The following is a 19,104-nucleotide window of genomic DNA, read 5'->3' as shown; positions in this document are numbered from 1 at the left end:
AGTTGTTGCAATGTTATTCGTTCAGGCTCAGAAAGTATTATCTTCGATTTCATAAGAACAGGCAGAAAGTCAGGTTATCGTGTTATCGATTATCACAGTAATGCAGATAATTTATCTGATTAACTTAAATAGAGAAAAAATACTATTTACATTATAATTATTTATTTAAGTAAATCATATGATGAAATATATTATTACAATATTGTGAAGATGTTGGTTTTTATGTTAATAGTGTTTATCCATTATTATGTGAAAACAATAAGAGTGGAAATATTATATCGTCATCCTGCACCTAATTATTGAATTCCTTTTGTGATTCATTTCACAATTTAATTTATAAAATGAATAACCTTAGTAGGTTTGGTACTTTTATAGTGATAATAATAGATTAAGATTTTTTATACTCGTATCAGGAGAGCAACATAACTTTATGGTAAAGCGTGTTGATGCTTCTTTGATTATATACGCAATTAACTTGAAGATGCAGGTTTTAGAGTCTGGAAGTTATCAGTCAACCGGGTAGCCAATTCCTGTGCTTTTGTTGGCAAGGTGACATGAAAAAAGTGACGAAGTGTTCCCCGGAATGTTTTTGCATCTGGGAAATAGACATTATTTCGTACTTGCTCATTCGCGTACTTCCATAATCGTTCAATCGTGTTGAGATTAGGGCTGTAAGGGGGCAGATAATGCAATTGTATATTCAATACCTCGGCAAAAAATTGCACTCATTCGGTGCGGTGATAACCGGCTCCATCCAGAATAATGTGAATCCGTTGCGAAAGAGGATAGGTTTTCCGGATTTCGCCGAAAAAAAGCACCACATTTTCTGCATTAATCGTCGGATATTCACGAATAACCGTCTCTTCAATTCGTTGCAAATTGAGGGCGCCCATGATGTTGAGGCGGGTGCGGCTGCCAGTTGTTTCAATCACTTTGGCATTTTCTCTTCCACGCTTCATCCAGCCGTGACTGAGTTTTGTGGACTGAGTAGGATGTACGGCATCAATAAATAAAATGGGTTCATTATTTTGGGCGCATTCTTCTTTCAGTGTGTTGTAGTGCTCGATAAACTGTTGTTGTTTATCCGCATCGAATTTATGCGGGGTGCCCATCGGTTTTTTGTAACTGAATCCCTGACGGTGAAGCCATTTCGTCATTCCGGCGACAGTCAATGACACCTGCCAATGCGATGATTAGAAAAGATGAAGAATGGAATGATTCGTATCATCAGATACCGCCATAAAAATCGTGTTCAAGACAGTTGCTTCTGAGGCCAAAAGCACAGCCTTGATGCGGTCACGCACACGTCCGTCACGAGTCGTATCATGCATCAATTCGAGGGCTTTCTTTTGGTCATTTGTCAGATTAATTTTCATGGGCGAAATCATGTTCTGGATCGAGTTAAAAATCAAGCATCTTCAATTACGATTGGTATAGATGGATGTAGTGTATCCCCGTAGAGTGGGAAGAATAACAATCCAGCCCCGCTGGTGTTTTATTTTTTAGTAAGTTTTTTGAGTGAGGCTTCGATTTGTTGGTATGAATCATATTGCGTTAATGCCTAAACATTATCTTATCATTTAATTTGAGTTGGCTCATTAGCCCACGGACTCAGACGACCTTGCAATACAGATCACAAACTATGCCTCTTGAGTGAGGTTTTTGGCGTTTATTTGTTAATCTCCTGAAGGTAAATTAAATTGCTGAGGATAGTTATGAAATCCAAATCTCTGGGGCTAGATCCATTATATTGGCAGGCGGTTGATTTTGTTGTCAGAAAAAACTGTGTATCAATAGAAGAAATACAAAGAGAATTTGATATCGAATGGCAAAGAGCAAACAGGTTAATCAATGAGTTGGAACTGACTAAGGTTATATCAGGAAGTGATTATGATGGTAATCGAAATGTATTTGGTTTTCCTACAAGATTAGAATGGCGTGAGGTTAGTTCAGTGAAACATAATGAAGACCATGTTCCAAGAGATAGGTACACGAATGTTTTAAAGCTAGATAAAGGTAAAGCGATAATTTATCAATATTTTTACAATCGAGGCTTTTCTGAGAAACCCGAATTTATCATTGATATTCACAATGACCTCGACAAATACAATTCAGTGAGTCTTGGTTCTATCGATGACAGGTTAAAGCATGCTTACCTGTCATCATATTGGTCAAGAGAAACCATAGTCGCCTTCCATTATGATGAAGAAATAAGCACGTTATTCATTGATGTAGACCTGCCGGAAATAGAAGACACACCAGTCTCTAATGGCGAGCGCTTGAAAACCGCTGAGGAATATTTTTATGATTACACGAGGCATGTTCACGCTGTGATCCTTCGTGTATCCGGCATAGCTTTCAGAGTGTGTCCAGAAGTTCAATTTGTCGTGACGGCTGGTTATTCACAAATATTTAATCACGATACTGGTGATGAAGATGACTGTTATCTGATTAATGCTAGGCTCAATAGAGAGAAATTTGAGTGGCTACCAATCAAAAACATAGCTAAGTGTGACCCCATACAATATTTGTCAGGTTTTGATGTGTTAGTTAACATGGTAAACAATAAAATGAATGCAATTGAGGTGAGATGGTGACATAAAACTCCTTATGGGGCTTTTCTTTGTAATTATTCTTAGCAATCAACTGTTATGATTACCGCAAAAAAGAGAGGATGGTATGAAAAAGCGACACTGGGAACAAGGGAGATGGGAAACAACAGGGCCAGCTAAAGCCCTGTTAAGAGCAATAGACAAAGATCCCTTAATGTTCCAAAAGCGCTACCCTACTCTTATCTTTTAAAGGGGCATAAGTGGCTTAAGGTAGTTTATCAACCTTTGCCTCCACAACAACCCCCACAATATGTACATGATTGTTGAGAGGGATCATATTATATTGCGGATTCAGTGGCTTCAAAAACTTATCATATCCTTCAGTAATCAATTGCTTAAAAGTCAGTTCTTTTTCCCCATCCAGTTTTGCGACGACTAACTTGTTGATTGTAGGCTTTATTTCTGGATCAATTAAAATGATCATGCCTGATGGTATGCTTAATCCATTTGGGGAAGCCATCGAATCACCTTTTACTTCCAGCCAAAAAGCACGCTGTGAACATTCGACAACAGTTTCATAACTCTTTTCAATACGATTTGAATTGTATGTAGTCCCGGGTTCTTCACACCAATGGCCTGCACTTGCCCAGTCAAGTAATGGGTATTGTTTTTGAAGTTGTGGATGGTCAGAAAATGCAACATTATCACCATAGAGAACAGTAACAAGTTTTCTGGCTTGTTTCTCTAATAATGGACTGAAATCTGCAATCTGAACCCCTAATTTTTGGGCAAAATAAGTTGCCATCTCCAGATTAAGTGCGTTTATGCCGTTGAGATAGTGTGAAATTGCACTTTGAGTCTTGCCAATTTCTTCTGCAAGCGTTTCCTGAGAGATGCCGAGCTGTTTTTTCTTGGATTCAAATAGCTCTTTTAAGCGTTTGGCATCTGCAAGTTGTTCTGCTGTGAGTTTCTTTTTCATGAAAGCATTTTAATACCAACGCTATTAAAATGATAAATACTAAAAGTATTGAAATATTTAGTACTTTAGATATTATTTTGAGATATACAGGAGGAAACTTATGGAAAAAATTCCATTATCAGAATATGTAAAGCTAAATGGCCAAGCTAAAACAGCAGGTTTGGTTGGTGTTCACCAGACTGCGATAAGTAAGGCATTGAGATCAGGCCGTAAAATATTTTTAATTCGTCAGGAAGATGGAACTTATAAAGCTGAAGAATGCCGCCCATTTCCTAGCCAAAAACAGGCTGTATTACGGGTAGAGGAAATATAAGAAGGATGACTAATTCATCTCTATTATAGATTGAGTTTAGTGATGTCACTGATTTTATTAAGATGTTTTTTGTGTATATTGCTTGGGAGAAAACATGAATTCTAACATTTACCACTATTTGAGAATGATAGGGAGTATCCTGGATATCATGCCTGCAAACGATTATCGTGATACTTTAGAAACTGATTCATCAAATGAATATTTATTCGAAAATAGAGAGTATTCTTGTTATTTTGACTTACTTCCATCACCAGAAGTATTAAAAAATTATGAGTCAATCTTACCGGGGTGTACAGAAAGAATATTCTCTCTGAGAGAGAAAGAGCAACTTTTTCAACATGAAAAACAGAAAAAATCGCTTGATGGCCTGATTAACCGGGATAAAAGAGGGCAATGGATGGGTTTCTTCATTGCTATGTTTATCTTAATGATTGCGACTGTTTTTGCTTTTAAAGGTGAAATTTTGTTTGCTGGTACTTTAATCACTATTGATTTAGTTGGATTGGTTGCTGTGTTTGTTATAGGGCGAAAATTAAATATTGCATGACATTAAATCACTACAGAAAGTGGCTCAGAGAATATGTAACTATTTTGACTTACTATTTTTTATAGCTGTTATTTTTGTTCAAATTTATCTCCATGGTTCTTACTCTATGTCAATCAAACTGGCATGGAATTCATCGACAAATATAAAAAAAATTGTATGATAGAGGAAATGCTTGTGTATTAAAAATAAATTAGCGTGTAATAGAGAGTTAATATGGATATTAAAACTGTATGTGATTTTCACCAATCAGGAAAGAAACTGAAATATCTTTTTCCTTTGACATGTAATCGACTGAATTTACTGGGATTTGCATTGATGGCTGTACGTGAGAGATTAAAGGCATAAGTTAAAACTTGGAGCTTGATTGGATAGGCTCCAAAACCAGCTGGGTTGAGCTGAAAAGGGGGTAATACCTTATCTATGCTCTACTCTCAGCTAATTAAGAATTGTAATTTAATAAATTTATTCTGTTATAGAAAAAGAAACTAATAGTTATTACTCTATATTTAATGAACTTCATCTAAAGTTATCCATACGACCAAAGGAACTTAATCTTGCTTGATTCAGTTTTATTTTCTGCGATCAAAAGGCCGAAAGCTAAAGTACAGTTGGTATTTTTACACCACGCTGGAGGTTCTTGTTTTTCCTATATGGAATTAGCTAACAAATTGTCGGAGTCTATTGAAGTCTATTTTTTGGAACTTCCGGGCAGGGGAATGCGAATGTCGGAACCTTTCCAGACAGATGCTGGTACTGTACTGTCTGATATTCTTGCCTCAATAAAACGTTTAAGGCTAGGAGAGGATAAACCTTTGCTATTGTTTGGTCACAGTTTAGGTGCAGAGCTTGCTTATCAAGTTGCTCGTAAAATTGAGAGTGAAATACCTGAAAAAAATTTAGCGCTAATTCTTTCTGCCCGTGCTTTTGTCGATCCAGAAAGTTTTAAAAATAGCCCAAGTGAGGAATATTCTGATACTCATGTATTGGATGTCATTGAGCAATGTGAAGGAACACCCTCAGATGTTCTTGCTAACCCTGAGTTACGTAATTATTTAATAAGAACAATGAAAAATGATTTGGTTTTACTTAATTCTTTATCTCGATTACCAAAAGGGAAAATTAATACCCAAACTCATGTCATAGGTGGATCTCAGGACAACAGAGTTCCTGTTTCCCGTTTGGAGGGATGGTGGAATGTATTGCCTGCATCAATAGAACAACAAATTTTTACCGGAGGGCATTTTTATTTGTTTACTAATGATGCAGTACTCCCTTGGCTTGAAAAACGGGCCAGAGAATTAGTTGAACAAATTTAGCGTTATCACTTCTGAGGATTGTTTGTTAAGCGAGCGGTGTTCTTTATTTACTCAGAGGATCTGAAATTAATAGAATGATAATACGAGTGAAATATCTACCTAGTTGAATGATTTGGTATTTATCAACCAATAGTTAATCAATATGTTATTGACTTATGTTGTTTATAAGTTATTAATAAGGTCAAGTTTTATCCCAATAAAATCGGTGTATTATTCAGCAGGATAAAGTCAATGACGTTAGAAAAAATAAAGAACAATGAGCTGTTTTCTGGAAAGAAAGTAATTATTATTCATGGATATACTGCATCACCTTCATTGCATTGGTTCCCTTGGTTAAAAGAGATACTGACTGAACAAGGCGCAGAGGTTATCATACCTGCGATGCCTGAATCGTTAGCACCGAAACCTGAAGCATGGGCTAAGATGATGATGGATATTGCGCCACAGGTAGATAGCAATACAATTTTTATTGGCCATAGCCTCGGGTGTATTACTGTTCTGAGACATTTAGAGGTCATACGTTCAGCTTCTCTTCATATTGGCGGATATATTCTGGTTGCAGGGTGTGACTCACCTCAAGTTACTTTACCAGAACTGGATTCTTTTACCGCTGAGCCGTTAGATCATGCTTTTTTGCGAGAAATAACAGAACACCGTATTTCAATCATTTCCTCTAATGATGAGATTGTTTCTCCACAATCTTCTCATGCTTTGGCTCAATCGTTGCAAACTAAAGTGATTACCATTGATAATGGAGGTCATTTTCTTGATAGAGACGGTTTTACTCGTCTGTTACCTGTTTATTAAGCCCTAAAAATGATGGTGTCAGAGTAATAATATAGAGCTTTCGGTTCTAAGAATAAAAAATGATATTCTCTCAATTTTCTAGCTTTTAATCTTGATCTGGAGAATTGAGAGTTTTTATATATTAAATATAAAAGACCAGTGAGTTATTTAAAGTAATACCCACTCATTCACCTCGTCTATGACGCTAGCTTAATATGTGAATTCAAGTGATTTTTAAATATTTTATTTAATAAAAATGAGTTGTTATAAAGTTATATTATTTCTGACTATCAAAAAATCACAGAGTATGAGTCTGAGAAAAAGTGTGATTATAATGGTTTTGTTATACAAAATTCACTTTTAATTAAAATTTTTTGGCCGATAAAAACAGCTCTCTGAGGATTTTATGCCCCTGTTTTTTAGTATCTCTCCGATTATTCTGCTGATTTGGATGATGACCAAACGTAATGGTATTCCATCCTATATTGCTTTACCCCTGACTGCGCTTATTGTTTATTTCATGCAAGTATTTTGGTTTGGGGTTCAACCGAGATTATTACATGCCAATATCATAACGGCGTTGATTGCTGTTTTTACTCCTGTCACGATTATTTTAGGCGCGATTTTACTGAGTAAATTGATGCAAATTAGTGGCGCTGAAGATATTGTACGCAATTGGTTAGAAAATATCAGTCCTAATCCTGTAGCTCAGTTGATGATCATTGGCTGGGCTTTTGCTTTTATGATTGAAGGTGCCAGTGGTTTTGGAACACCAGCTGCGATTGCTGCTCCTATATTGGTAGGTTTAGGGTTTAATCCATTGAGGGTGGTTTTACTGACTTTGGTAATGAACTCAGTTCCTGTTTCTTTCGGGGCAGTAGGAACGCCGACTTGGTTTGGTTTTGCCAATCTTGGGCTGCCTGATGATAATTTATTGGAAATTGGTCGATTGAGTGCATTGATCCATTTTGTTGCTGGTTTGGTTATTCCACTATTGGCATTGAGATTTATTGTGTCGTGGCAGGAAATCCGCCAAAACATCTTATTTATTTTTTTGAGCATTTTAAGTTGCACAGTGCCTTACTTATTATTGGCTCAGGTCAATTATGAATTTCCTGCACTAATAGGAGGAGCGATTGGTTTGGCTTTATCAGTATTACTCGCTCGCTTGGGTATCGGCATAAGACATTATGAAAGGAGATACTCTGTGCAATCTGTCCCTTTTAACAAGATAGTCAAAGCCATGATGCCAACTATGTTATTAATTGTGATTTTAGTTATTACCCGTATTTATCAATTGGGGATCAAAGAACTATTAAATAACGCTGAAATTGCTTGGCAATTGAATTTAGGATGGTTGGGTGATTTGATTATCAGTAAATCTTTAATTATCAGTTTGCAACAAGTATTAGGCACGTCAGCTTCTGCCGGCTATAAAATGTTATATGTGCCCGCAATTGTTCCATTTCTATTGGTAGTATTGATGTGCATTCCATTGTTTCAATTGAATCGCCATCAGGTCAAACAGATGTTTTGTGAGACGGCCTCAGGGATTTTCAAGCCATTTATTGCGTTATTTGGTGCATTAATAATGGTCAATATGATGATGATTGGGGATGAAAATTCACCAGTTATTATTATTGGCAAAGCACTGGCTTCAATGACTGGGGAGGGTTGGCTTTTGTTTTCTTCATTTCTGGGGGCGCTGGGCTCCTTCTTTTCGGGTTCTAATACGGTTTCTAATCTGACATTTGGAGGGATCCAGCATTCCATTGCGTTAAGCAATGGAATAAATATCAATCTAATGCTGGCCTTACAATCTGTTGGCGGTGCTATGGGCAACATGATTTGTCTGAATAATATTATTGCTGTTTGTTCTATTTTAGGGATCTCCAATGTTGAAGGTCAGATTATGAAAAAGACGGTTTTACCAATGCTGGTTTATGGGGGAATTGCGGCTGTCATGGCCTTAATTCTGGCATCCTGAAAATGTGCGAATAATTTTTCAACAATAAGGTGCATATTATGATTATTTCCGCTTCAACTGATTATCGAGCGGCAGCACAGGCTAAGTTACCGCCTTTTTTATTCCATTATATTGATGGTGGAGCCTATGCAGAGCATACCCTTAAACGTAATACCACAGATTTATCGGATATTGAGTTACGCCAACGTGTATTGAAAGACATGTCTGAATTGAGTCTGGAAACCAGTCTGTTCGGAGAAAAAGTCTCAATGCCTGTGGCGCTGGCACCTGTGGGATTATCGGGAATGTATGCGCGTCGTGGTGAAGTGCAGGCTGCACGTGCTGCGGCTAAAAAGGGAATTCCATTTACTTTGTCGACGGTATCAATATGCCCGATTGAAGAAGTGGCTGCTGCGATTGATCGTCCGATATGGTTTCAGCTTTATGTACTGAAAGATCGTGGTTTTATGCGTAATGTGCTGGAAAGGGCACAAGCTGCGGGTGTTAAGAATCTGGTGTTTACGGTTGATATGCCAGTTCCCGGAGCACGTTATCGTGATGCGCATTCTGGTATGAGTGGCCCGAATGCTGCCATGCGACGTATTTTGCAAGCGATGACCCACCCGCGTTGGGCATGGGATGTGGGGCTTCGGGGCAAGCCACATGATCTTGGTAATATTTCTGTATATCGCGGCAAGCCAATCAAACTGGAAGATTATATGGGATGGTTGGGAAGTAATTTTGATCCTTCTATTTCATGGAAAGATTTGGAATGGATCCGTGATCTCTGGAAAGGGCCAATGATTATTAAAGGCATTCTTGATCCTGAAGATGCTAAAGATGCTGTACGTTTTGGCGCAGATGGCATTGTAGTATCTAACCACGGCGGGCGTCAGCTTGATGGTGTCCTGTCAACGGCACGGGCTTTACCCTCAATTGCCGATGCAGTAAAAAATGACATTACCATCCTTACCGATTCTGGTATACGAACCGGATTGGATGTACTGAGAATGCTTGCTCTGGGAGCCGATAGTGTTTTGTTAGGGCGTGCTTTTGTTTATGCGCTGGCAGCGGCAGGTGAGGCGGGGGTTTTCAATCTGTTGGATCTGATTGATAAAGAGATGAGAGTGGCGATGATGTTAACTGGAGCAAAATCAATCTCAGAAATTAATTCAGAATTGTTGGTACGACATCAGGCTTAATGGACAATGGTAGCCATTGTGAGTCAGCAGAATTTATTCTGCTGACTGTATTCCTATTAGCTTTATCCCTACGGAGCGATATTCCTGTCATTCAGGTTTATCTGGCTGCCCGTGGGGGTTTTCAGTCAAGTGAATATGATAACGACTAATTTGCCCGAGAAGTAGTTAGACAGTTATCAATATCTTTAAGATTATTTTATTTCATTAATCATGTTGGTTTTATTATTTTTTATATAAAAATTATGTTCTACACGTTTTCGAGCAATATCTGCCCATATGAAAAGAGTGTTGCTTTTCCTGTCAGATAAACACGATCGCCATCTATTCTGCATAATAATTCACCTCCTCGTTCGGATAATTGACGAGCCCGGAGTTCGGTTTTATTGAGCCGTTTTCCCCAAAAAGGAGCTAAAACACAATGGCTGGAACCCGTGACAGGATCTTCATTGACGCCTTTTGCGGGAGAGAAATAGCGTGAAACAAAATCAGCAGATGAATCACCAATAGCAGTAATGGCAAGCCCTGGTAAGGAAAGGGTAGCGATTTTATCAAAGTGAGGTTGGGTACCGATGATTTGTTCAACAGAGTCTAGTACACAAATGTAGCGATCTCGTGAGATAAGGACTTCAAGGACGTTTTGTCTCAAGGCTTCTTGCATAATCGGGATAAGTGCCTTTTCATCATGGCAATCGACGGCAGGGAAATCCAGTGTAAAAATTCCATTTTGATGAGAAACACGAAGTTCACCGGAGTTGCTTTGGAAAGTGAGCTGGTTACTCTGATAGTTTCTATGTTCTATCAGAACAAATGCAGTCGCCAATGTTGCGTGTCCACATAAATCGACTTCGGTTCTAGGTGTAAACCAGCGAAGTTGGTCTTCTACCAGAAAAGCCGTTTCGGGGAGACCGATTTCCGCGGCAATGGAAACTAATATTTCATCTGTCGGCCATTTATCCAATAAGACAACAGCAGCGGGATTGCCGGAAAACAGTTTTTCTGTAAAAGCATCTACTTGGTAAATCGGGTATGAATGCATCAGGGTTTCACTTTATTTTTTTCAATGGGGAATAGAATACAGAATGTTTAAAATGCTTTTATTTGTAAAGAGTTATATTGTCTGAATGCAAAATATACAAATATTTTGGTATTGACCTTAGGTGATAATGACTATTAAATAATAATTATTTGTTATAATTACAATAGGGAATAATATGAAAATCAAAGGATCTCCTTTCCTGTTTTTTATTTTGTCAGTGTGTTTTTCTCAGGCTCTGGCATTGGATTTAGGCTACAAAAGCGCTATACCTGCTGATAACAAACCTTCAGAAGAGTATCTGAAAAAAAGAAACCAGTTGGATCACAAAGACTGGAATATGGAAAAACTGGCTTCTGATAATGCCTTGGCTGAGAAACGGGAGAATGAACGTCAGGAATACCAGAATAGGTTTAAACACAATACATTTGAACAGAAACAACCTTCGCCATTCCCTTACGATTGGGATAAGGAAAGGTGGAAAATCTCTTCTCATATGAGCCAGCCACACGTTATGGCACAATTCAATTACGATTCGGAAGAGAGAAAGTGGACAATTTCTCCTTCTACTCATATGAGCACGGTACACACTATGCAGAATTTCAAAAAACATAAACGCCGATGCTATAGAGAAACCAGACAGAAATTAGAAAAGGAAAAAGGAAATGGCTATTCCTATGCTGATATTTCTGATGCTTGTGGTTTTTATTAGAATACCGATGATTATCAGATTGAGCGCTGCATCAGGGGAAATGAGTCGATTCAGGTTGAAGTAAGTCCAACTGTGGATCTACTTCAGCTTGATAAAATTGTATCGAAACCGCCCAATCTCGTTTTCATTGAGTTTACATAAAAGTAAAGCCATCTCAGTATAACGAAGATGGCTTATCCGCACATACGTGATAGGGATCCGTCATGGTTGCAAAGCGAAAAATCAGCAGCGCTATCAGTATTCCCAATCCATCGACGTCAAAGCTCCAGCACCAACCATAATATTGTTATTTCAGATTATATTTTTTCTAATTTACTGATTTATAGTATTTTTTTAGAAATTAGTTATCAAATGATTTGTATTAGTGGATATTATCGTTATCACCGTATAGGGATGGCATCCCTTCAGGGCGTGTCTTGAAGCGACGATGTAGCCACATATATTGTTCAGGTGATTGCATAATTTCCTGCTCAATTACCTTATTAATAAATGTTGCTGCTTCTACTTCATTCTTTAGAGGAAAACCTTTTACAGCAGCTTGGATAATTAATTCATAGCCTTTGCCATCAGGCAACCTGTGAGGAGTAAAAGGGATTAATGCAGGATTGGACAAACGGACGAGAATTGAAGTGCCTGTTGTGGTTGCAGCATGCTTAACAGCAAATAACGGAGCGAAAACGCTGTTGCGTGGGCCATAATCATGATCAGGCGCATACCAGACAATTTCGCCGTTTTTCAGACAGCGGATCATCCCCTTAACATCTTTTCTGTCCAGCATGTATTTATTAGAGCGTAGTCGTCCCCAGGTTTGCAGCCAATCCATGACTGGATTGTCATTTGGGCGATAAACTCCAATGCCCGGGTTCAGAATCCCAAAGATACGTGCCCCTAATTCTAATGTTAGAAAATGAATCCCAATAACGATAATTCCTTGGCCTTCGGACTGCACTTTTTGAATGTTTTCCCGTCCGGTGATTTTAAACCAGCGTTTGACTCTCCAGTCAGGCCAGAACCAGGCCATTCCGGTTTCAAACAGACCCATACCAACAGATTCAAAATTTTTGACCAGCCATTCATGCCGTTTTTTTGGTGACATTTCAGGAAAACAGAGTGCCAGATTACGTTCAGCAACTTTGGCACGTTTTTTCAAAAAACGTTGTGAAAGCCGCCCCAACCGAGTACCCATCCAGTAAATCGCGGGATAAGGAAGTAAAACCAATAAATAAAGTATGCCGATACCTAGCCAAGTCAGCCAGTAACGGGGGTGTAAAAATGAACGATGAAAAGAGGGTGCTTGTATCATGTGTTTTCAGTATGTTTTGTCAGGCACCTACAAGATAGGCCCTAAGAGTAATATTGGCATGATTATGATATTCCCTTGCCTGATATTCAAATATTTGATTTAGATTGTTTGGATAAAAGAACGTAAATCATGATGGGCTGGAGGCCATTTTCACTATGATATCACTGACTTTGATATCGATGTCAAAGAGCGTCGATTCCTGTCCTTACAGTGATAGGCAAGTTAGTTTTGAGGTTTTAGTAGATTCATGGTACGGATTGATAGATCTAGGTCACAAGAAAAAGTAATATTGTAGAAAATAAGAAATCCCAAGTGTGTGCTTGGGATTTCTGGTTAAAAATTGTCGATAATGGTCCAGCGTGTCCACTTTGTGGGCATAGAAAGACATAAAATCATAAATATCAATGAACTACGAGGATATTCTGAACACCATGCCAGTGTTACACAACCGTATTTCTAATAAAGAGCTGAAAGAGCACATGTTGGCTGAAGTTGAGCCGCGCACGACTATCTCTTTTTATAAATATTTTGCCATCGCCGAACCACAGTTTTTTCGCGATAGTTTTTATCGTAAATTCACTGAGTTGTCTGTTTTTGGGCGAGTTTATATCGCCAAAGAAGGTATCAATGCACAAATCAGTGTGCCCTCCAAAAATGTTGATGCCTTAAAAGCATTATTGGATGAAACTGATCCTGCGTTACGCAACCTGCGCCTTAATATTGCTCTGGAAGATGACGGTAAGTCATTCTGGGTACTACGAATGAAAGTACGTGAGCGTATTGTTGCTGATGGTATTGAAGATGAAACTTTTGATCCATCAAAGACGGGCGAATATCTTAAAGCGGAACAGGTTAACCAAATGCTGGATGATCCTGAAACCGTCTTTGTCGATATGCGTAACCACTACGAATATGAAGTAGGGCATTTCGAAAACGCAATTGAAATTCCTTCAGATACATTTCGTGAACAGTTGCCAATGGCAGTAGACATGCTGAAGGACAACAAAGATAAAAATATCGTGATGTATTGCACTGGTGGCATTCGTTGTGAAAAAGCCAGTGCTTATATGTTGCATAACGGTTTTAACAAAGTCTACCACGTAGAGGGCGGCATTATTGAATATGCCCGTAAAGCGAAAGAACAAGAGTTACCGGTTCGCTTTATTGGTAAAAACTTTGTTTTTGATGAGCGAATGGGTGAGCGCATTTCTGAAGAAATCATTGCACACTGTCATCAGTGTGGTGCGCTATGTGATAGTCATATCAATTGTAAAAATGATGGCTGTCACCTGCTATTTATCCAATGCCCATCTTGCGCGGAACGTTTCGAGGGCTGTTGTAGTAATGTTTGTCGTGAAGAAATGAAGCTTCCTGAAGAAGAACAACGTGCTCGTCGGGCAGGAAGAGAAAATGGAACTAAGATTTTTAATAAGTCCCGTTATCGGTTAAATGATGGCTTAAATATAACTTCACTGCAATCCATTAAGTAATATACCCGTCGTCTTTCAAGTTTAAGTTTGGTTGACTGTATTTATTCCCGCAGGTCACGTAGATATCTATGTGACCTGCGGGAATCTTCTCTATTTTGTCAGAAGCGCTTGATTTTTATATAATATGCTTTTTATGAGAATAAACTGTACTATTACTGATTTTTAATATTTGGCGATACTATGGATATCAGTTCTTAACATCCAGTAGTAGATAATTCTATTTTCCTGATAATTAAAAAGAGAGTTGTATGTGTTGAATCTTGCTGGACACTCAAGGGGTTGAGTGTCCGAATTTTTTTGAAGTGTTGAAATCTATTGTTAAAGCTAATGTTTAATGTAATCGAGCTGACTATATTCTGAGGCTTCTATCTTTTCAATCCCAGCCTGTAAAATAAGGATGAGTTGCTTTGCAACACCCGTTGTTAACCATAATGTTTTGTCGACACTGACATTCTCTGGTGGTTGAGCTTCGGAAGATGAGTAATGAAGACGGAGCATCATGGCATCATAGGCGTCAACAGTACTGATATCCCAACCTACAACAGGATGAGTTTGAATTATTTCATTTTTTCTATCCATATAACCTCCTAATCAGACTACAGCATCACTATTGATATAATTGACTAAGAGCAAAAGATCTCATCTAAGACGAGCCAATAGCAGTATAAACCTTTTTAGCAATCAAAGAAGCGAAAAAAGCAGAATTTTTCACTTTATCACTGATAGAAATCATTGTAAGTTATTCCTGAACCTTATAAATAAGGATAACTACGCGGAAATAAAGAATAATTTCCGCACGGAAGTCAGTGAAAAAATTACTTACATACTTTGACATCCCATCCAGCATCTTCTCCGGCGAGGAAGGGGATTAATTTCTCATCTCCACACTCAATATATTCAACGACTTGTGTAGGTTTACGTGTAAGTTCGATAAACCCTTCGTTAATGGGAAGATTATAAAAGGAAGGGCCATTTAGAGAGCAAAAAGATTCAAAATGTTCCATTGCTTCTAACTCTTCAAAAACAGTAGCGTAAGCAGCCAAAGCTGTAGGTGCATTGAAAACTCCCGCACAACCGCAAGATGATTCTTTACGGTGTAGCACATGTGGGGCCGAATCTGTCCCCAGGAAAAATCGGTTACAGCCGCTGGTAACTGCCGCTCGCAGAGCTTCCTGATGAATATTGCGTTTCAGTACAGGTAAGCAGTAAAGGTGGGGGCGAATACCACCAACCAACATATGATTCCGGTTGAACATCAAGTGCTGTGGTGTCAAAGTTGCACCTAAGTTGTCGTCTCCTTCAAGAACGTATTCAGCAGCTTCTTTAGTTGTAATATGCTCAAAAACAACTTTCAGTCCAGGAAATTGCTTACGTAATGGTTCCATTACCTGTTCGATAAATCTAGCTTCACGGTCAAAAATATCAATATGAGCAGCGGTGACTTCACCATGGATCAGTAAAGGTATTCCTATTTTTTCCATGGTTTCCAATAAAGGATAGATTTTCTTGATATCAGAAACACCGTGGCTGGAATTAGTTGTTGCATTGGCTGGGTAAAGTTTACAGGCAGTGAAAACCCCTTCGCTGTAGCCAACTTCAATCTGGGTATTGTCTGTTGAGTCAGTCAGATAACAAGTCATAAGAGGCTGGAAATGGTGATCTGATGGAGTTGCTGCACTTATCCGATCTTTGTAGGCTTTGGCACTGGCTACATCTGTCACTGGAGGGGCAAGGTTAGGCATGACGATAGCTCGGCCAAAGAAACGGCTGGTATGGGGGACGATAGTTTTTAGCATATCACCATCGCGGAAATGGACATGCCAGTCGTCAGGACGGCGGATTTTAATTGTGTATGATTCAGTGGTCATGGAACCGGCTCCAGAATATAGATGAAAAATGATGGATGCTGATTCAGCATTCCTTAAGCCGGAGGAGGATGATAAAGAGAAAATAGCCAAATAGCTATTATTGAATGATAGATTTCTATGAATTTTTTGTAATTAGAATTTTAATTTTTTGTGTTAGGGTATTCAGAGGAATTATCATATCAAAAAAGAAAAAATAGAAGTAACAACACGAGGGTGAATTGAATTTGGCTCCTCCAGCTGGACTCGAACCAGCGACATACGGATTAACAGTCCGCCGTTCTACCGACTGAACTATGGAGGAACTCCTTCAAGACGGGTGCATATTAACGGTACTCTTACCGTTTGTCAAAGCAGAAAATACCAATAATTGTTTAATTGCCTGCAATGTATACTGTATCTGTTTTTTTGTCTTTTTACTGCTCATTTGAGGGAAAGCAGAAAATAAAGATATCATGTGCAAACAGAAAGATGGAGAAAAGATAAAAAGTGGAAGAGGAATAGCAAAGAGCCTGATTAGTAAAACTAATCAGGCTCTTTAGAATATTTGGCTCCTCCAACTGGACTCGAACCAGTGACATACGGATTAACAGTCCGCCGTTCTACCGACTGAACTATGGAGGAACTCCGTTTAAGTGGCACGAATATTAACGGCACTTTTTACATTTGTCAAAGCAGAAAATAATGACAACTGTTTGATTGCTGAAAATATGTTCTTATTGTGTTGTTTTTGATCATGTCTGTATTTTTAGCATGTGTAATGCAATCTTATGAATTTCAAGATACGGTATTTATTCCTTGTGGATAAATCTGAGCATTGGAGGATGAGGAAACATAAGTGAGTGGAAGGACGAAAATACAACGAAATTATAAAGTGGTAGTGATAAAAGAAAGTTTTGGGTTTATTAGAAATAGAAAACCCGATTAGCAGTGCTAATCGGGTTTTCCCAGACCGCTGACAAACCTCGTTGAAAGTAACGGGGTTTGTCGCCTTCATTATCACTCATTATCTGCCGATTTTTCCTTATTGATCCCCGATACGCCCTTTTTCTGCACAGGGTTGGCTTTCTGCCCCAATACATTCACGGGTGAGCCACAGATAAAGCCAATAAAGTGCCGCCACCAGTAAGGCTATCTTCTTGATATTTTGTGCTGCCGCCGCCAACAGGCACTGTATCTGAACTTTCTGCAACCCGCGAAAATGAGCATAACGATGCCCGTGATGCTGCTTCGCATCCGCAAAACTCCGCTCTATCGTTTCTTTTCGTCGCTTGTGCACTTTTTTACCCCACGGACTCAAACGGATCTCCCTGGCCTTTTCTTTGCTCGTTTCCCAGATATGCCGGGTGATGGTTTTTCCCTTTTTCGCCCGGGTACAGGCCGCCCGCAGTGGGCAATGCTGGCAAATCCCCGCGGCCGTCCGGTAATAACGGTATCCCTGACGGCCAGTGGTGGTATAAATCAGCTTTTCGCCCTGCGGGCAAACATAGCAATCCTGTTGAAAATCATAAATAAATTGTTTCTTTTGAAAGAGATTTTGCCCTTTGTTGGGGCGTCGATAACTGATAACCGGTACCAGACCCATTTCCAGGGTCAGGTGGCAAACCGGCGCCGTAAAATAGCCCGCATCCAGGACGATAGCGACGGGATTCAGTGGGAAACGCGCCAGCTGACGCTTCAGACGCCCTATCAAGGGCTGGCTGTCGTGGACATTGCCCGCTGTGGCATAGGTATCCAGAATAATATTGGTTTTTCCGTCCACGGTACGGGGGTCGAGGTAGAAGAATCCTTTGGGTTTGTTCGTCCGGTGCATAAATCCGCTTTCCGGGTCAGTCGTACTGACTTTGGTCTGTCTTTGCCGTTCCTTATGGGCTGGCTTCAGGCTTTTTTTCCGGACTGAGCCCGGTCTTCATTCACCGCTTTTTCCAACTCATCCAGATAAGCGCCCGGAGGAACGGGACGCAGAATACTGTCGGATTTATGGGGATTGGCACTGGCTTTCAGATGCGTGCTGTCTGTATAAAGTTCCCGGCCGCCGACAAAACCTCGACCGATAGCCTGTTCGACAATGGTGTCGAAAATGTGCTGGAACACATCGGAATGGTTGAATCGGCGCCGCCGATTCTGGCTGAGTGTGGAGGCATCGGGGACTTTCTCTGTCAGCCCGAGCCGCAAAAACCAGCGGTAGGCCATATTGACCTGAATTTCCTGCACCAGCCGGCGTTCGCTGGGGATGCCAAATAAGTACATCAGTAACATCATCTTAATCAGCATAACCGGGTCTATCGCCGGGCGGCCATTATTGTGGCAATACAAAGGGGCAACTAAGTCCCGGATAAATTCGAAATCAACGGCGGCATCGACTTTGCGAACCAGGTGATTTTGAGGCACGAGGTCATCGAGTGAGAGTGTTTCGGGGGGAAACGTCTGGGGAGGGGGCATTCTTAACATGGCGGCAAGCTCCGTCGGGTGAACGGAATTTGATTAAAGCAAAGTGCCGGATAAAAAACCAGCACTTTGTCAATAATCTGAGAAAACCCGATTAGCAGTGCTAATCGGGTTTTCCAGAATTTGGCTCCTCCAGCTGGACTCGAACCAGCGACATACGGATTAACAGTCCGCCGTTCTACCGACTGAACTATGGAGGAATTGCTTCGTTCTTGAGAACGGGGCGAATATTAGCGATGAACTTAAATAGTGTCAACGCAAAAATACCATTTTCTTACTGTTTGCCTGCTATGTAAGCGTATTGTGTCATCATCATACTAATTTATTGAATTTATGCGTTTTTATTTACCATAATCATGGACTGAACATAAGGTGATTGTTTTGAACAAGTAAGCATAAACACATCATAGAAACAAATGCTTTGTTTCTTTTTCATAATGTATTTGATGTCATTTTTGATTTCACTAGAGCGTGTTGACCTTTGTTGTACATGTTTCAATCGACCCACATAGGGAGCCACATGATTGAAAATGCCAAAGCAACGAGACTTTCATAATTTCTTGCTAATTTGTCATACCGAGTAGCTACTGCT

The 19,104-nt window shown here is 39.5% G+C and carries 16 protein-coding genes, 3 tRNA genes and 2 pseudogenes; 10 read left to right on the top strand and 11 right to left on the bottom strand.

Features of this window, described 5'->3' with window-relative positions; genetic code table 11:
* Positions 1–470: 470 nt before the first annotated feature.
* Positions 471–1,376, bottom strand: a pseudogene (locus tag AACQ81_RS15960) (IS630 family transposase).
* 339 nt (positions 1,377–1,715) lie between these two features.
* Between AACQ81_RS15960 and AACQ81_RS15955 the strand changes: the two are divergent.
* Both AACQ81_RS15955 and AACQ81_RS15950 read left to right on the top strand, forming a co-directional pair.
* Positions 1,716–2,597 (top strand): DNA translocase FtsK, encoded by an 882-nt coding sequence (locus AACQ81_RS15955; RefSeq protein ID WP_237387916.1) that lies wholly within the window; start codon positions 1,716–1,718, stop codon positions 2,595–2,597.
* An 82-nt stretch (positions 2,598–2,679) separates the two neighbouring features.
* Positions 2,680–2,802, top strand: coding sequence for a hypothetical protein (locus AACQ81_RS15950; RefSeq protein ID WP_272903104.1), 123 nt, complete (start codon positions 2,680–2,682; stop codon positions 2,800–2,802).
* Between the two features lie 15 nt (positions 2,803–2,817).
* Here AACQ81_RS15950 and AACQ81_RS15945 read toward each other — a convergent pair whose 3' ends face one another.
* Positions 2,818–3,531: a LexA family protein gene (locus AACQ81_RS15945; RefSeq protein ID WP_237387915.1), complete on the bottom strand. Its 714-nt coding sequence runs from the start codon at positions 3,529–3,531 to the stop codon at positions 2,818–2,820.
* Positions 3,532–3,631: 100 nt separating this feature from the next.
* On the opposite strand from AACQ81_RS15945, the gene AACQ81_RS15940 reads away from it, so the two are divergent.
* The 6 genes from AACQ81_RS15940 (at position 3,632) to lldD (ending at position 9,661) form a co-directional block, all read left to right on the top strand.
* Positions 3,632–3,844: a Cro/CI family transcriptional regulator gene (locus AACQ81_RS15940; protein WP_237387914.1), complete on the top strand. Its 213-nt coding sequence runs from the start codon at positions 3,632–3,634 to the stop codon at positions 3,842–3,844.
* A 94-nt stretch (positions 3,845–3,938) separates the two neighbouring features.
* Positions 3,939–4,391: a DUF2335 domain-containing protein gene (locus tag AACQ81_RS15935; protein ID WP_237387913.1), complete on the top strand. Its 453-nt coding sequence runs from the start codon at positions 3,939–3,941 to the stop codon at positions 4,389–4,391.
* Positions 4,392–4,945: 554 nt separating this feature from the next.
* On the top strand, positions 4,946–5,707 hold the full coding sequence (locus tag AACQ81_RS15930) for a thioesterase II family protein (RefSeq protein ID WP_237387912.1): 762 nt from the start codon (positions 4,946–4,948) through the stop codon (positions 5,705–5,707).
* A 231-nt stretch (positions 5,708–5,938) separates the two neighbouring features.
* Entirely contained in the window at positions 5,939–6,514 is a 576-nt protein-coding gene (locus AACQ81_RS15925; RefSeq protein WP_237387911.1) for an RBBP9/YdeN family alpha/beta hydrolase, read from the top strand.
* 385 nt (positions 6,515–6,899) lie between these two features.
* Positions 6,900–8,480 carry an L-lactate permease gene (locus AACQ81_RS15920; RefSeq protein ID WP_237387910.1) on the top strand — a complete coding sequence of 527 codons (1,581 nt, stop codon included), beginning with the start codon at positions 6,900–6,902 and terminating at the stop codon, positions 8,478–8,480.
* Positions 8,481–8,518: 38 nt separating this feature from the next.
* Entirely contained in the window at positions 8,519–9,661 is a 1,143-nt protein-coding gene (gene lldD, locus AACQ81_RS15915; RefSeq protein ID WP_237387909.1) for an FMN-dependent L-lactate dehydrogenase LldD, read from the top strand.
* 247 nt (positions 9,662–9,908) lie between these two features.
* On the opposite strand, the gene AACQ81_RS15910 is transcribed toward lldD, so the two are convergent.
* Positions 9,909–10,697 (bottom strand): PhzF family phenazine biosynthesis protein, encoded by a 789-nt coding sequence (locus tag AACQ81_RS15910; RefSeq protein ID WP_237387908.1) that lies wholly within the window; start codon positions 10,695–10,697, stop codon positions 9,909–9,911.
* A 175-nt stretch (positions 10,698–10,872) separates the two neighbouring features.
* On the opposite strand from AACQ81_RS15910, the gene AACQ81_RS15905 reads away from it, so the two are divergent.
* Complete coding sequence (locus tag AACQ81_RS15905; protein WP_237387907.1) at positions 10,873–11,406, top strand: hypothetical protein; 534 nt, start codon at positions 10,873–10,875, stop codon at positions 11,404–11,406.
* Between the two features lie 361 nt (positions 11,407–11,767).
* On the opposite strand, the gene AACQ81_RS15900 is transcribed toward AACQ81_RS15905, so the two are convergent.
* Positions 11,768–12,709, bottom strand: a complete 942-nt coding sequence (locus AACQ81_RS15900) for a Kdo(2)-lipid IV(A) acyltransferase (protein ID WP_237387906.1) — start codon at positions 12,707–12,709, stop codon at positions 11,768–11,770.
* A 431-nt stretch (positions 12,710–13,140) separates the two neighbouring features.
* Here AACQ81_RS15900 and trhO point away from each other — a divergent pair, with 431 nt between their 5' ends.
* Positions 13,141–14,199, top strand: a complete 1,059-nt coding sequence (gene trhO, locus AACQ81_RS15895) for an oxygen-dependent tRNA uridine(34) hydroxylase TrhO (RefSeq protein WP_237387905.1) — start codon at positions 13,141–13,143, stop codon at positions 14,197–14,199.
* A gap of 324 nt (positions 14,200–14,523) precedes the next feature.
* Here trhO and bssS read toward each other — a convergent pair whose 3' ends face one another.
* From bssS to AACQ81_RS15860, 7 genes and pseudogenes are all read right to left on the bottom strand, one after another.
* Positions 14,524–14,778 carry a biofilm formation regulator BssS gene (gene bssS, locus AACQ81_RS15890; protein WP_237387904.1) on the bottom strand — a complete coding sequence of 85 codons (255 nt, stop codon included), beginning with the start codon at positions 14,776–14,778 and terminating at the stop codon, positions 14,524–14,526.
* Between the two features lie 236 nt (positions 14,779–15,014).
* Positions 15,015–16,067 (bottom strand): dihydroorotase, encoded by a 1,053-nt coding sequence (pyrC, locus tag AACQ81_RS15885; RefSeq protein ID WP_237387903.1) that lies wholly within the window; start codon positions 16,065–16,067, stop codon positions 15,015–15,017.
* A gap of 225 nt (positions 16,068–16,292) precedes the next feature.
* Positions 16,293–16,368, bottom strand: a tRNA-Asn gene (locus AACQ81_RS15880).
* Between the two features lie 244 nt (positions 16,369–16,612).
* Positions 16,613–16,688 (bottom strand) — tRNA-Asn (locus AACQ81_RS15875).
* Positions 16,689–17,088: 400 nt separating this feature from the next.
* Positions 17,089–18,515, bottom strand: a protein-coding gene (locus AACQ81_RS15870; protein WP_237387902.1) for an IS1182 family transposase whose coding sequence is annotated in 2 segments (ribosomal slippage) — positions 17,089–17,948 and positions 17,948–18,515 — 1,428 coding nt in all. Because the reading frame shifts where the segments join, the coding sequence is not laid out codon by codon here.
* 121 nt (positions 18,516–18,636) lie between these two features.
* Positions 18,637–18,712, bottom strand: a tRNA-Asn gene (locus AACQ81_RS15865).
* 295 nt (positions 18,713–19,007) lie between these two features.
* Positions 19,008–19,104: pseudogene (locus AACQ81_RS15860) on the bottom strand (IS5/IS1182 family transposase); the annotation flags it as partial.

The sequence above is a fragment of the Xenorhabdus sp. Sc-CR9 genome (assembly GCF_963897815.1).
Lineage (GTDB): Bacteria > Pseudomonadota > Gammaproteobacteria > Enterobacterales > Enterobacteriaceae > Xenorhabdus.
The sequence above is the reverse complement of the archived record's forward strand: the minus strand, read 5'-3'. Positions and strand labels throughout refer to the sequence as shown.

What these genes read in the sequence shown, in the direction of transcription:
- AACQ81_RS15955 (WP_237387916.1), top strand. Translation starts at nt 1,716, where the DNA reads ATGAAATCCAAATCTCTGGGGCTAGATCCATTATATTGGCAGGCGGTT.
- AACQ81_RS15950 (WP_272903104.1), top strand. Translation starts at nt 2,680, where the DNA reads ATGAAAAAGCGACACTGGGAACAAGGGAGATGGGAAACAACAGGGCCA.
- AACQ81_RS15945 (WP_237387915.1), bottom strand. Translation starts at nt 3,531, where the DNA reads ATGAAAAAGAAACTCACAGCAGAACAACTTGCAGATGCCAAACGCTTA.
- AACQ81_RS15940 (WP_237387914.1), top strand. Translation starts at nt 3,632, where the DNA reads ATGGAAAAAATTCCATTATCAGAATATGTAAAGCTAAATGGCCAAGCT.
- AACQ81_RS15935 (WP_237387913.1), top strand. Translation starts at nt 3,939, where the DNA reads ATGAATTCTAACATTTACCACTATTTGAGAATGATAGGGAGTATCCTG.
- AACQ81_RS15925 (WP_237387911.1), top strand. Translation starts at nt 5,939, where the DNA reads ATGACGTTAGAAAAAATAAAGAACAATGAGCTGTTTTCTGGAAAGAAA.
- AACQ81_RS15920 (WP_237387910.1), top strand. Translation starts at nt 6,900, where the DNA reads ATGCCCCTGTTTTTTAGTATCTCTCCGATTATTCTGCTGATTTGGATG.
- lldD (WP_237387909.1), top strand. Translation starts at nt 8,519, where the DNA reads ATGATTATTTCCGCTTCAACTGATTATCGAGCGGCAGCACAGGCTAAG.
- AACQ81_RS15910 (WP_237387908.1), bottom strand. Translation starts at nt 10,697, where the DNA reads ATGCATTCATACCCGATTTACCAAGTAGATGCTTTTACAGAAAAACTG.
- AACQ81_RS15905 (WP_237387907.1), top strand. Translation starts at nt 10,873, where the DNA reads ATGAAAATCAAAGGATCTCCTTTCCTGTTTTTTATTTTGTCAGTGTGT.
- AACQ81_RS15900 (WP_237387906.1), bottom strand. Translation starts at nt 12,709, where the DNA reads ATGATACAAGCACCCTCTTTTCATCGTTCATTTTTACACCCCCGTTAC.
- trhO (WP_237387905.1), top strand. Translation starts at nt 13,141, where the DNA reads ATGCCAGTGTTACACAACCGTATTTCTAATAAAGAGCTGAAAGAGCAC.
- bssS (WP_237387904.1), bottom strand. Translation starts at nt 14,778, where the DNA reads ATGGATAGAAAAAATGAAATAATTCAAACTCATCCTGTTGTAGGTTGG.
- pyrC (WP_237387903.1), bottom strand. Translation starts at nt 16,067, where the DNA reads ATGACCACTGAATCATACACAATTAAAATCCGCCGTCCTGACGACTGG.